Consider the following 13,142-nt stretch of genomic DNA (forward strand, 5'->3'; position numbering starts at 1 on the left):
AAAGCAAACACTTTTCCTTCGGGCGATGCCTGTGCTGTCGAAGCCTTCCTTGTGGTGTCTCTCCAACTGAGATAGGAAACACGTAGAGCCGGAGGGGATTCGATGTTTAGTTATCGGAGGGCGGAGACGAAGGACCCTTGCCGCTAGCGCGCTGGAGCTAGACAATGAAAAAAGCGGACGGAAATCCGCCCGCTTTTTTAGAGTTCAATCAATTATTGATGAACCTTTAATTTTTTGAATTCTTCCGTTAACATTGGGACCACTTCAAATAGGTCACCAACGATTCCATAGTCAGCTACTTTAAAAATGTTAGCTTCAGGATCCTTATTGATGGCTACAATGACTTTTGAATTGGACATGCCGGCAAGATGCTGAATGGCACCCGAGATCCCGCAAGCGATATATAAGTCTGGAGTTACAACCTTACCCGTTTGACCAATTTGCAGTGAGTAATCACAGTATTCGGCATCACACGCACCACGGGACGCGCCAACTGCTCCACCTAAAACATCTGCCAGCTCTTTTAATGGCTTAAAGCCATCTTCACTTTTCACACCGCGGCCACCGGAAACGACAACTTTAGCTTCACTTAGGTCAACACCTTCAGTAGCTTTTCTTACTACTTCCTTAATGATGGCGCGTAAATCTTTAATTTCAACAGAAAGGGAAGAAACTTCACCTGTTCTGCTCTCATCTTTTTCAAGTGGAGCAATATTGTTAGGACGAACGGTTGCAAAAATGATCCCGTCAGTCACAATTTTCTTTTCAAACGCTTTACCTGAATAGATTGGTCGAGTAAAGACAACGTTTCCTCCTGCCACTTCAACAGCTGTTGCATCGGAAATTAAACCAGATGAAAGCTTGGCAGCAATTTTTGGAGACAAATCTTTTCCAAGTGCTGTATGGCCAAATACAAGACCTTCAGGCTGTTCTTGATCAATGACAGCTAGAAGCGCTTGGGAATATCCGTCTGAGGTATATTGTGATAACTTTTCATCCTCCACTACGACTACACGATCGGCACCATATCTAACTAATTCCGCACCTAAACCGCTTACAGAATCGCCAAGTAATACACCAACTACTTCTCCGCCTTCAGCAACAGTTTTTGCTGCAGCAACTGCTTCGAAAGATACATTACGTAAGGATCCGTCACGAACTTCTCCCAATACTAATACTTTTCTGGACATTTGTGTTTACCCCCTGCAAACAAATTTTAAGATAACCGATTAAATAACTTTTGCTTCAGTGTGTAGTAGTTGAACAAGTTCTTTCACTTGATCAGCTAATTCCCCGGACAATACTTTTCCTGCCTCTTTTTTAGGCGGCAAGTATATTTCAATCGTTTTTGTTTTAGCTTCTACATCGTCTTCTTCAAGATCTAAATCATCTAACTCCAGTTCATCTAAAGGTTTTTTCTTTGCCTTCATAATTCCTGGTAAAGATGGATAACGTGGCTCGTTTAACCCTTGTTGGGCTGTTACTAGTAATGGAAGGCTCGTTTCGATCACTTCAGAATCTCCTTCGACATCACGGGTAACCGTTGCCTTTGTTCCATCAATTTCAAGCTTAGTAATTGTAGTTACGTATGGAATTCCTAATAGTTCTGCTACACGAGGACCAACCTGCCCTGACCCGCCATCAATTGCAACATTTCCACCTAAAATTAAATCAGCATTTTTATCTTTTAGGTATTCAGCAATGATTTTGGCAGTAGTAAATTGATCTCCGCCTTCAACATCATCTTCCGTGTTAATAAGAACTGCTTTATCAGCACCCATTGCAAGAGCTGTACGTAATTGCTTTTCTGATTCTTCGCTCCCGACAGAGATAACAGTAACTTCACCGCCATTTGCATCGCGAACCTGAATGGCTTCCTCTACTGCATATTCATCATACGGATTGATAATAAATTCCGCACCATCCTCATTGATCTTCCCGCCGGAAATGGTGATTTTTTCTTCGGTATCAAAGGTTCTTTTCAATAACACATAAATGTTCATGGTTACCCTCCTAAGAAATTCAAACATTTTTTTAGTTTGAAAGATTAAGAAAATTGATTGTAAAAAAATATATTGGTAAACGGAAGGGGTGATTCTTTACTCACACAAGATCCGTTTATTCACCCTTGAAATTAGGCTCTCTTTTTTCAATAAAGGCTTGGATGCCCTCTTTAGCATCATTAGAGACAAATACTTCACCAAATAACTGAGCTTCTCTTTTGGTACCTTCATAAAATTCTTCTGTTTTGGCATAGTTTAATAATTCAATGGCTGCCTTGATGGCGATTGGACTTTTCTTAGCAATTTTCCTGGCCAGCTTATAGGCTTGTTCCAACACTTCTTCCTCTGGATAGGCATGATTGGCTAAACCGTATTGCACTGCTTCTACTCCGGTGATTGGTTCTGATGTAAACATCATTTCGGCTGCTCTGGCCACACCTACATATTTTGGCAGGCGTTGTGTTCCCGCAAACCCAGGAATTAAGCCTAACTGCAATTCTGGCAAACCAAGTTTGGCCGTTTCACTGACAAGCCTGATATGGCAAGCCATCGCCAGCTCTAATCCACCGCCAAGTGAGGCCCCGTGAATAGAAGCGATGATTGGTTTTGGAAACTTTTCCATTCTGTCAAATAGATCCTGACCAAATTTCCCTAAATTAGAGAAGCCATCAGAAGATTTTACTGTTGTAAATTCTTTAATATCTGCCCCTGCTGAGAAGAATCTCCCTTCACCATGAACCACCACGACCCTAATGTCACGATTTGGCTCAATTTCATCCAGGACACCAGCTAACTCCCGCAAAAGCCCTGATGAAAGCGCATTCGCAGGAGGACGCTGTAGGGTAATAGTGGCAATACCATCCCCGCTTGACCATTTTAAATACTCCATATTACTCCCCCTATTCTTAGCACACTAGCGTTTTGTACATCCGTTGATTAATAGCTTGTGGACAGGAACCGCCAGCTTTTTGAGATCGTACTTTTCCTCATTCATCACCCAAGACGTTACAGTTTCATCAATGGTGCCAAAAATCATTTGCCGGGCAAGACGGACATCAAGGTCACTTGCAAACTCACCTGATTCCTTACCTTCTTCAAGGATCTTATCAATGACCATTAAGTATCCTTTTAATACATTATTGATTTTTAAACGCAAATCCTTGTTAGATTGCCTTAATTCCAATTGTGTTACAATCGCAAGATAATGGTCCTGAGAAAGCAATTCGAAATGAGCATCGATCATCATTAATAACTTCTCTGTCGCGGTCTCTTTTCCTGCTGTCCTTTGATCTATTTCTTCGATAAAATTTCCCATTTTTTCTTCAAAGAGAGAGATAAGGATGTCTTCTTTGTTTTTAAAATATAGATAGATGGTCCCATCAGCCACTCCAGCTTGTTTTGCAATTTTTGAGACTTGGGCCTGGTGATAGCCGTTTTCGGCGATGACGATGACCGCTGCATCAATAATTTGCATGTACTTTGGCTTTGTTTTTTTCATGGTATCCCTCCTTTGGAAAAAATGGTTTAATATATATAATAGTAAAATAAAAATATGAATGAATAATCATTCATATTTTTATAATAATTTTAAACTTTTATTCTGTCAAGAAATTCTAAATCCGTAATTGATTATTTTTTTGAAATTTGGTTCTATGACAAGCCTTTTTAATCAAAAAAAATAATGGCGCAAACTAAGCGTGTTTTTTTGCTTCATCTTCTAATTTTTGTAGTTCTTCTTCTACCAGCATTCTTCTTAATATTTTTCCCACTGCTGTTTTTGGTAATTCTTTTCTAAATTCATAAAGTCTTGGTACCTTATAAGCAGCTAAATATTTTCTGACATACTGGTTCATTTCTTCTCCTGAAACTGTCGAACCTTCTTTTAACACAATAAAAGCCTTCACCGTTTCCCCGCGATATGGATCGGGTACGCCTGCTACCACTGCTTCCATGACATCGGGATGCTCATATAATATTTCCTCTATCTCTCTTGGATAAATATTATAGCCCCCGGCAATAATCATATCCTTTTTCCGGTCGACCACATAGAAATAGCCCTTATCATCCATATAACCGAGGTCACCTGTAAACAACCATCCTTCCTTTAACACATCATCCGTCTCTTCAGGACGATTCCAGTAACCCTTCATAATTTGTGGACCCTTAATAACGATTTCCCCTATTTCTCCTACAGGCAAGGGTTCACCAGTATCAATGGAAATGATTTTTGAGTCAGTATCAGGGTAAGGCACTCCTATACTGCCTTTTATTCGTTCGACGTCCCATAAGAAATTGGAATGGGTTACCGGAGATGCTTCTGAAAGCCCATAGCCTTCTACCAGTTTCCCTTTTGTTACTTCTTCAAATTTTTCTTGAACTTCCAGCGGTAACGGAGCAGAACCACTGATACATGCATTTATGGAAGATAAATCATATTTTTTCAGATCAGGATGATTAAGTAAACCAATATAGATGGTAGGTGCACCTGGGAAAAGGGTTGGCCGCTGCTTATGAATGGTTTTTAAGGTATCGAGGGCATCAAACTTAGGAAGGATGATTAATTTGCCTGCCATCTTCACCGCCAAAAGCATACACACTGTCATGCCATATACATGGAAAAATGGGACAATACTCAATACAGATTCTTCACCGGGCCTGCACCTAGGAATCCAAGCCTGGCTCATTGTAGCATTAGCGATTAAATTCTTATGCGTCAACATGACTCCTTTAGGGGCTCCTGTGGTTCCCCCCGTATATTGAAGTAATGCCAAGTCTTCTTCTACGTTACAATTATACTCCTTCACCTGTCCAAGAGATCTATTCATGATTTCGGATAATAGGTGAATTGGACCCTCATGTTTTACCTTAACAACAATTCCATATTGTTTTTTCTGGATGAAAGGATAGATAAGATTTTTGGGAAATGGCAGATATTCCTTGATAGCGGTTACAATAATATGCTGCAAATTGGTTTGTGGCATGACCTTTGAGACGCGTGGATAGAGGATATCTAGGGTGACGATTACTTTTGCTCCGGAGTCGCTCATTTGATATTCGAGCTCGCGTTCCGTATATAAAGGGTTCGTTTGAACAACGATTCCCCCAGCTATGAGGATTCCGAAATAACTAATGACGCCTTGTGGAGTGTTCGGCAGCATGATGGCAACACGGTCACCCTTCTTTATACCGATTTCCTGAAGATAGACAGCAAACTTTAAGGCATCTTGGTAAAGCTGCCTATACGTCATTTCCTTTCCTATAAAATGAATCGCAATTTTTTCCGGAAAGCTTTCTGCTGATTTTTGTAAAAATTTTTGTACCGGCTCTGTGGAGTAGTCAATGGTGGTAGGAATATCTTTAGGATAATTTTTCAACCACGGTCTGGACTCCGACATGAACGGACCTCCCCCTTTTATTGAAATTTTCAAAATTCTCACCCTTTAATTATAGTACAGTATTTTCCATTAAACAATGGAGTTTCCTTAAATTGAAATAAGTCACACCTTGTCTACTTGACCTTTTTTAAGTCAGCTTTATTTCATTCTTTTTATAAAATAAATGCTCTGTAAAACTAGTATGTTGATTTCCGCTCAGGCACTTCGCTTTCCGTGGGCGTTTCGGCGAGCCTCCTCGGCACTTGCTCCTGCGGGGTCTCTCCAGAACCGTACTCCCACAGGACATTGATTTTCTTCCTAGCATTCGCCCTCGCACGAAGGAAATGCGTTAGCATTTTCGAGGAGTCTTCGTGCCTTCCGCTCCTATCAACAGGGTTTAAAATCAACAGTATTCTTTAACATAGCCAAAATAAAAAATCACCGCCGTTTTTATCAGCGATGATTCACTCTTTTAAGAAAAAAATAGTAAATAGATGACCCCAATCAGTAAAAATAAGCCACAGAATGCAAGCAGCACTTTAGCTAATTTCTCCACATTCATACTCCCCTTATGAAATACCTGCGCCGATGACAAAAGATAACCCGATCGAAATGACCATAGAGATCAACCCTACTGCACGGTTATCATTTTGAATTTCCTCATCAATTTTAAAGGTAGGTGTTAAAAATTCAAAGATAAAATAACCGGCTAACAGCAGCAAAAAACCATAAATTCCCCAGCCCACCATTGAAAGTAATGAATTATGATTTTCAACTGTGTGTCGAAAGATATTAGCTACTCCAAAAATCTTCCCCCCGGTAGCCATGGCAACGGCCATATTACCTTTTCTAATCTCATCCCAATTTTTATACTTAGTGACCATTTCAAATACCGCTAAAAAAACAATGATACATAAAATGACAACACTATAGTAGGCCGCAATATGAATATACCTGTTTTCCCAAAACTGGTCCATTGCCTTGTCTCCCCGTACCTTATTTAAATTCTACGACAGTCACACCAGAACCGCCTTCACCGGCTTCTCCAAAGCGAATTTTCTTAACTGATCGATGATTCTTTAAATACTCCTGCACGCCTTGTCTTAATGCTCCTGTACCTTTACCATGGATAATGGACACTCGCGGATAGTTGGCAAGCAAAGCATCATCAATGTATTTCTCCACCCTTAACAAAGCGTCTTCATATCTCTCTCCACGCAAATCCAGTTCTAGTTTAACATTAGCATCTCTGCCCCGAACAATTGCAAGTGGTTTCGTCTCAGCCTGCTTTGGTGTAGTAATGTACTCCAAATCTTTTTCCTTTACTTTCATTTTCATAATACCCATTTGAACTTGCCATTCCGAGTCGGAAATTCGTTCCAATAAAGTTCCATTTGAATTAAAGCTTAGAACTTTGACCTCATCTCCTGGCATGAGGGTATGCTGTTTCGTTTTCTTTACAGCAGTTTGTTTAGACCTTTTAATAACAGGAGCAGCTTCTTGAAGCCGACGTTTTGCATCGATTAACTCATGCTCTTTCACTTCCGCATGCTTTTCAATCCGCATTTTTCTTAAGTCACGAATAACGCTTTCCGCTTCTTTTTTGGCATCCTCCAAAATGGTTTCTGCTTTTTCAGCTGCTTTTTCGAGCATGTCATCCTTCTTATCATAAAACTCCATCATTTGTTTTTGCAAATCATGATGCAGCTTTTCTGCCTGCTTTAAGTAATCACGTGCCTCCTGATATTCGATCTCTGCCTGACGTTTACTTTCTTCAAGCGAGGCGATCATTTGATCGATTTGGTTTGTATCCTCACTTACATGTGAGCGGGCGGCTTCAATGACCCTGTCATTTAAACCCAGCCGTTTAGAAATTTCAAAAGCATTACTTCTTCCAGGGACACCTAATAGCAGTTTATAGGTAGGACTTAATGTTTCTACATCAAACTCTACACTGGCATTTAAAACCCCTTCTCGATTATATCCATATGCTTTTAATTCCGGATAATGAGTCGTAGCCACCACCCTGGCACCCCGTCTATGGACCTCATCCAAAATGGAAATGGCCAAGGCTGCCCCTTCTTGCGGGTCGGTTCCAGCTCCAAGTTCATCAAATAAGACTAAACTATTAAAATCAACCCTTCCCAGAATATCTACAATATTCACCATATGTGAGGAAAAAGTACTTAAGCTTTGTTCAATCGACTGCTCATCACCAATATCTGCATAGATGGCATCAAATACAGCCAACTCTGAACCATCCTGGGCAGGCACCTGCAATCCTGCCTGAGCCATTAACGAACAGAGTCCCAAAGTTTTTAAAGTAACGGTTTTACCGCCAGTATTTGGTCCAGTAATCACAATAGTGGTATAATCTTTCCCGAGCAAAATATCATTTGGTACGACTTCATCGATCGAGATTAATGGATGCCGTGCTTTAAATAACGAAATCCTTCCTTCATGATTCATCGTAGGTTTTGCGGCCTTTATTTTTTTGCCATAACGTGCTTTAGCAAAAATAAAATCTAAATTAGCCATGACATTAACAATCACGGTAAGCTCAGAATCATGCTCTGCAGATCTTGCCGACAGCTCTGTTAAAATCCGCTCAATTTCAAGCTGTTCTTTTACGCGTATATCTTGCAATTGATTGTTTAATTGCACGATGACCTGCGGTTCGATAAATAAAGTTTGACCGGAAGAACTCTGGTCATGGATAATACCGCCATAATGAGCGCGATATTCTTGTTTAACCGGAATGACAAAACGGTCATTACGAATGGTAATAATCGCATCTGACAACATTTTCTGTGCACTCGAGGAACGGATCATACTTTCCAATTTTTCACGGACACGTGCTTCATTTGCTCGAAGTTGATGCCGTAATGTCCTCAACGTTTCACTCGCTCCATCAAGGACCTCACCACTTTCGTCAATGGCCTGCTTTATAGCATGTTCCAGGTCTGTCAAAGGGATGATTTTAGCGACTTCCTCTGCCAAAATTGGAATTTCCGTTCTGTCCTCAGAAAATTCCTCGATAAATCGCTTCATTTGCCTGCTTGCATGGATAATGCTAGCGATTTGAAAAAGCTCATGTGGACTTAAGACACCACCGATCACAGATCGTTTAATATGGGCTCTAATATCGTAAATACCTGCTAACGGGATATGGCCTTTTACACGTAAAACAGTGGCTGCCTCATCAGTTTCGTCCTGAAGCTTTACCACCTCTTCAAAATCTATAGACGGGACAAGATGCTTGATCTTGTCTTTTCCAAGTGTTGAAGAAGCATGCTCAAGTAGCTGCTCCCTTACTTTCGTGAATTCTAATACTTTAAAAACTCGTTCTTGCATGAGGTTTAACCCCCCTTTAATTTCGATTATGAAAGAGAACTCGCCGACTGGCGAGCCTAAAAGGCACAGACCTAGTTGACTTATGCCTGGTAGTTTATACCTTCCTATTGGTCAAAAAATTCAGCAAATCATTCTTATCTAGTGCATTTAGAACGGAAGCTTTTTTGATCCAACCCTTTTTTGCTACGGATACTCCAATTTCCATGTGGGATAATGTATCCAGCATATGAGCATCCGTATTGATTAAAATTTTTACTCCTGCTTCCTGAGCCATTCTTAAATACTCCGGCTTGAGATCCAGTCTGTTTGGATTAGAGTTTAATTCCAATGCAGTATGGGTTTCTTTTGCCAGTTGAATTAGTTCTTCAATATCTATTTCATAGCCTTCCCGTTTACCAATTTTTCTGCCGGTAGGGTGGGCAATTAAGTCAACATGTGCATTCGTAAGCGCTATTTTTAAACGTTCCATGATTTTTTTCTTTGGCTGAGAAAATGCTGAATGAATCGAGGCAATGACAAAATCCATCTCCTTTAATAAATCATCCTCGAAATCTAAAGTGCCATCCGGTAAAATATCCATTTCAATACCGGACAAAATGAGAAAATCATCATATTTTTTGTTCAATTTTTTTATTTCTTCCATCTGTTTTAACAGCCGTTCACGGTTTAATCCGTTTGCCACCTTTAAATACTGCGAATGATCGGTAATGGCCATATATTGATAACCTCTGGCCCTACAAGCCTCGGCCATTTCTTCAATCGTATTGGCCCCATCGCTCCAGGTTGAGTGCATATGGAGATCGCCTTTTATGTCATCCAGTTCAATTAAATCCTCATTTGCAGAAAAAGTGTCGACTTCCTTGCCGTCTTCCCTAATCTCAGGTGGTATAAACGGAAGATCAAAATGCTTGAAAAATTCAGCTTCGGACGTAAATGTCAATATTTCCTCAGTCTCAACGTTTTCTACACCATATTCACTGATTTTTTCTCCACGTTCCTTAGCAAGCTGCCTCATCCGGACATTATGGTCCTTTGACCCGGTAAAATGGTGAAGAGTCGTAATGAATTCTTTTGGCTTTACTAAGCGAAAATCAACGGAAATATCCAGATCAAATTCAAAGGTTAGCGAAACCTTGGTGTCCCCCGCACCGATAATTCCCTTGATATTGGGCAATTTTAACAATCCTGCACGAACTTCTTCAGGATGTTCAGTTGCAATTATAAAATCAAGATCTTTAATAGTCTCACGCATTCTTCTCAGACTGCCTGCCCTAGAAAACCGGTCAATATACCGAATTTCAGTTAGTCTTGCTTCGATTAATTCTGCAATCGGGAGCATAAAAGCCAGTGGCAAACGTTCTGGTCTGGAACCTACATTGGCAATGGCATTTAAAATTTTCTCTTCTGTTTTTTTTCCAAAACCGGCCAATGCCTGAACTTTTCCAGCTTGGCAGGCAGCCTTTAGACTTGATACATCCGTAATTCCAATTTCTTGGTAAAGCTTAGCGATTTTTTTACCGCCAAGCCCCTTAATTTGCAACAGCGGAATCAAACCGGCCGGAACCTCTTTTTTTAACTCCAGTAAAACAGAGGATGAGCCTTCTGTTATGTATTCTTCAATCACGGCAGCTGTGCCTTTTCCTATGCCTGGAATCGATGTAAAATCCTCTATTTCAGATAAACTACGTTCGTCTGTTTCCAGAGCATTTGCAGCCTTGCGGAAAGCAGAAACCTTAAAGGTGTTCTCCCCTTTTAATTCCATATAAATCGCAATCGTTTCCAATAGTCGAACTATTTCCTTTTTATTCACTTTCATTCCAATCACCTGCCTAAACATTAGCACAATATCATTTTAACCTTTTTTACCTAAAATAAGAAAACTTCTCTTTCCACAGAGAAGTTTTCTTCCAATTACATACTTTTAAATTGCTGTGAAAGAATCGGTGTGTGATTGACAATTGACTTAGCCAGAGCAGAATGGTTCAAAGGATTTTGCAATACATCCATTGGTATTAAGGCAGCAATGTATAATAAAATAAATATCACTAAATACACTTCCATAAAACCTAGTAATCCACCAGCCCAAATATTTAGTTGTTTTAAGATTGGCAAATGAGCAATAAAATCTAGCATAGACCCGATGATTTGCAGCAAAATCTTCACTGCGAAGAAGATGATCACAAACGCAATCGCCCGGTAAAAAGCTGTCTCTACATTGCTCGAGTCAGTAATTACTTTTAAAACTGTACCCTCCCCCAAGTTGGGATAAGGAATCCACAGGGTTAGCTTCGGGGCTAATTCTTGATAGTAGGCAAATGCAACTATATATGCAATAATAAATCCAGTTAAGTGCACAAGCTGCAAGATAAAGCCCCGTTTAAGACCCACAAAAAAACCGATAATGAGAATAAGAATAATGGCAATATCCAACATTACTATTTAGTCCTTTACTTTTTCTAGTTCATTCTTTATTTGTTCCAATTCGTCCTTCATTTTGATATAGTCATTGACTGCATTCACTGCAGTTAGAACAGCAAGTTTGTTAACATCTAGCGAAGGATTCTTAGAACTGATTTCGCGCATTTTATCGTCGACCAATGATGCAACCAGCCGGATATGACCTGGGTTCTCTGTACCTAAAATGACATATTGCTGTCCGTATATATCAACTGTAATTTTATTTTTGTTTTTACTAGACAATGTAAATGCCCCTTTCAAGAATCCTACACTATATCATAACATGAACGGATATAAGTCGAAAAGTCAAACAAATTAGCGAAGTAACTATTTATTAGAAATGTGGTGCATGGAAATTGGGAAATATTGTGTTGCAATTGGATATGGGTACGATTATGAAAATGAGAGACTACTACAATGAAAACTTGGCAGAAAAACTGCCCCAAGGAAGCGTGTTCTCCGCCAAAACTGGTTCTTGCACAGTTACAGCCTATAAATCCGGAAAGGTTCTTTTTCAAGGGAATAGTTGTGAAAATGAGGCTGGAAAATGGGGCACTGCTGCTGCTGCGAAACCACGTGTTGCCAAATCTGCATCCTCTGCTGGGAATTTACCAGCCGGGTTTAGTCAGATGTCTGTGATTGGCTCGGATGAAGTTGGAACTGGAGACTACTTTGGCCCGATTACTGTCGTGGCAGCCTATGTAAAAAAAGAAGATATCCCGTTGCTGCAAGAATTAGGTGTGCGAGATTCCAAAGATTTAAACGATGAAAAAATTATAGAAATTGCCAAAGTCATTAAGAATATCGTGCCTTTTAGCTTGATGACTCTGAGGAATGATAAATATAATCAGGTACAAAGTGCCGGCTGGTCCCAGGGAAAAATGAAAGCTGTTCTCCATAATCAGGCAATAGTAAATGTGTTGGAAAAAATAGCACCAGCCAAACCGGAAGCGATTCTGATTGATCAGTTCGTCCAGTCGAGTACGTATTTTCAACATCTAAAAGGACAAAAAGCTATTGCTAGGGAGAATGTTTATTTCAGTACGAAGGCAGAGGGAGTTCATCTATCTGTTGCAGCTGCTAGTATTCTGGCTCGATATGCATTTATCCAGTACATTGATAAATTGAGTGTAGCTGCTGGATTTACGATTCCCAAAGGCGCTGGTAAACATGTTGATGAAGCTGCCGCCAAGCTTATTTTGAAAAAGGGTCAAGAGACATTGCCTACTTTTGTGAAGATGCACTTCGCCAATACAGATAAGGCGCTGCAGATTGTGAAGAAAAAACGTTCTTAGGGGGATTTTTGGTGGCCAGACGGTTAAGTGATGAAGAGATTGTCTCAGCAGTAGCTCAATTGCCTGGATGGAAATTGGACGGGAAATTTATCGTAAAGAAGTACCGTTTTCGTGAATTTTTAAAGGGAGTAGCTTTTGTGAATGAAATTGCCCAGCTTTCCGAGGAGAAAAATCATCATCCATTTATTTCTATTGATTATAAGTTGGTTACTTTACGATTGACGTCTTGGAACGCGGGCGGGTTAACGGATTTGGATGTGGCTCTGGCGGGGGATTATGATAGGATTTATGTGAGGTATTAGGAATAATTTGGGAGAGGTTCGCCATTGGCGGCCTTTTTTGTTTTGTTTGTTGGAGACTAGCTCCAAAAGGGCTTATTGGCGACATCTTTTCTTTTGAATGATCTTGGGCGGGCGCCAAGAGGGCTTGTTGGCGACATCTTTTCTTTTGGATGCTCTTGGGCGGGCGCCAAGAGGGCTTATTGGCACCATCTTTTCTTTTGGATGCTCTTGAGCAGGCGCCAAGAGGGCTTATTGGCACCATCTTTTCTTTTGGATGCTCTTGGGCGGACGCCAAGAGGGCTTATTGGCGACATCTTTTCTTTTGGATGCTCTTGGGCGGACGCCAAGAGGGCTTATTGGCGACTCTTTTTCTAAATT

12 protein-coding genes are annotated in these 13,142 nt (G+C 40.4%); 2 read left to right on the forward strand and 10 right to left on the reverse strand.

What is annotated here, in order from left to right; translation table 11 throughout:
- Window positions 1-212: 212 nt before the first annotated feature.
- The 10 genes from ACI3K6_RS15485 to zapA form a co-directional block, all read right to left on the reverse strand.
- The gene (locus ACI3K6_RS15485) at window positions 213-1,190 is read right to left on the reverse strand and encodes an electron transfer flavoprotein subunit alpha/FixB family protein (protein WP_435555508.1); all 978 of its coding nucleotides are present in this window, start codon (window positions 1,188-1,190) and stop codon (window positions 213-215) included.
- 39 nt (window positions 1,191-1,229) lie between these two features.
- Window positions 1,230-2,003: an electron transfer flavoprotein subunit beta/FixA family protein gene (locus ACI3K6_RS15490; RefSeq protein ID WP_335474925.1), complete on the reverse strand. Its 774-nt coding sequence runs from the start codon at window positions 2,001-2,003 to the stop codon at window positions 1,230-1,232.
- A 115-nt stretch (window positions 2,004-2,118) separates the two neighbouring features.
- Window positions 2,119-2,892, reverse strand: a complete 774-nt coding sequence (locus ACI3K6_RS15495) for an enoyl-CoA hydratase (RefSeq protein WP_435555509.1) — start codon at window positions 2,890-2,892, stop codon at window positions 2,119-2,121.
- Between the two features lie 24 nt (window positions 2,893-2,916).
- Complete coding sequence (locus ACI3K6_RS15500; protein ID WP_335474920.1) at window positions 2,917-3,501, reverse strand: TetR/AcrR family transcriptional regulator; 585 nt, start codon at window positions 3,499-3,501, stop codon at window positions 2,917-2,919.
- 193 nt (window positions 3,502-3,694) lie between these two features.
- The gene (locus tag ACI3K6_RS15505) at window positions 3,695-5,398 is read right to left on the reverse strand and encodes an AMP-binding protein (RefSeq protein ID WP_435555510.1); all 1,704 of its coding nucleotides are present in this window, start codon (window positions 5,396-5,398) and stop codon (window positions 3,695-3,697) included.
- A gap of 548 nt (window positions 5,399-5,946) precedes the next feature.
- On the reverse strand, window positions 5,947-6,354 hold the full coding sequence (locus tag ACI3K6_RS15510; RefSeq protein ID WP_335474916.1) for a DUF350 domain-containing protein: 408 nt from the start codon (window positions 6,352-6,354) through the stop codon (window positions 5,947-5,949).
- Window positions 6,355-6,373: 19 nt separating this feature from the next.
- A complete protein-coding gene (locus tag ACI3K6_RS15515; RefSeq protein WP_435555511.1) occupies window positions 6,374-8,731 on the reverse strand; it encodes an endonuclease MutS2 in 2,358 nt (785 codons plus the stop codon).
- Window positions 8,732-8,825: 94 nt separating this feature from the next.
- Entirely contained in the window at window positions 8,826-10,547 is a 1,722-nt protein-coding gene (polX, locus tag ACI3K6_RS15520) for a DNA polymerase/3'-5' exonuclease PolX (protein WP_435555512.1), read from the reverse strand.
- A 95-nt stretch (window positions 10,548-10,642) separates the two neighbouring features.
- Window positions 10,643-11,164, reverse strand: a complete 522-nt coding sequence (locus ACI3K6_RS15525; RefSeq protein ID WP_335474910.1) for a CvpA family protein — start codon at window positions 11,162-11,164, stop codon at window positions 10,643-10,645.
- Window positions 11,165-11,170: 6 nt separating this feature from the next.
- Window positions 11,171-11,431 (reverse strand): cell division protein ZapA, encoded by a 261-nt coding sequence (zapA, locus tag ACI3K6_RS15530; RefSeq protein ID WP_335474908.1) that lies wholly within the window; start codon window positions 11,429-11,431, stop codon window positions 11,171-11,173.
- Between the two features lie 113 nt (window positions 11,432-11,544).
- Here zapA and rnhC point away from each other — a divergent pair, with 113 nt between their 5' ends.
- Together rnhC and ACI3K6_RS15540 are read left to right on the forward strand one after the other, a co-directional pair.
- Complete coding sequence (gene rnhC / locus ACI3K6_RS15535; protein WP_435555513.1) at window positions 11,545-12,483, forward strand: ribonuclease HIII; 939 nt, start codon at window positions 11,545-11,547, stop codon at window positions 12,481-12,483.
- 11 nt (window positions 12,484-12,494) lie between these two features.
- Entirely contained in the window at window positions 12,495-12,785 is a 291-nt protein-coding gene (locus ACI3K6_RS15540; protein WP_435555514.1) for a 4a-hydroxytetrahydrobiopterin dehydratase, read from the forward strand.
- Window positions 12,786-13,142: the final 357 nt, after the last annotated feature.

Origin of the sequence: Neobacillus solisequens (assembly GCF_051233465.1) — a bacterium.
In the GTDB taxonomy this organism is placed as follows: domain Bacteria; phylum Bacillota; class Bacilli; order Bacillales; family Cytobacillaceae; genus Neobacillus.

Excerpts from the sequence above, each read along its gene's own strand:
- ACI3K6_RS15485 (WP_435555508.1), bottom strand. The coding sequence starts at position 1,190 with ATGTCCAGAAAAGTATTAGTATTGGGAGAAGTTCGTGACGGATCCTTA.
- ACI3K6_RS15490 (WP_335474925.1), bottom strand. The coding sequence starts at position 2,003 with ATGAACATTTATGTGTTATTGAAAAGAACCTTTGATACCGAAGAAAAA.
- ACI3K6_RS15495 (WP_435555509.1), bottom strand. The coding sequence starts at position 2,892 with ATGGAGTATTTAAAATGGTCAAGCGGGGATGGTATTGCCACTATTACC.
- ACI3K6_RS15500 (WP_335474920.1), bottom strand. The coding sequence starts at position 3,501 with ATGAAAAAAACAAAGCCAAAGTACATGCAAATTATTGATGCAGCGGTC.
- ACI3K6_RS15505 (WP_435555510.1), bottom strand. The coding sequence starts at position 5,398 with ATGTCGGAGTCCAGACCGTGGTTGAAAAATTATCCTAAAGATATTCCT.
- ACI3K6_RS15510 (WP_335474916.1), bottom strand. The coding sequence starts at position 6,354 with ATGGACCAGTTTTGGGAAAACAGGTATATTCATATTGCGGCCTACTAT.
- ACI3K6_RS15515 (WP_435555511.1), bottom strand. The coding sequence starts at position 8,731 with ATGCAAGAACGAGTTTTTAAAGTATTAGAATTCACGAAAGTAAGGGAG.
- polX (WP_435555512.1), bottom strand. The coding sequence starts at position 10,547 with ATGAAAGTGAATAAAAAGGAAATAGTTCGACTATTGGAAACGATTGCG.
- ACI3K6_RS15525 (WP_335474910.1), bottom strand. The coding sequence starts at position 11,164 with ATGTTGGATATTGCCATTATTCTTATTCTCATTATCGGTTTTTTTGTG.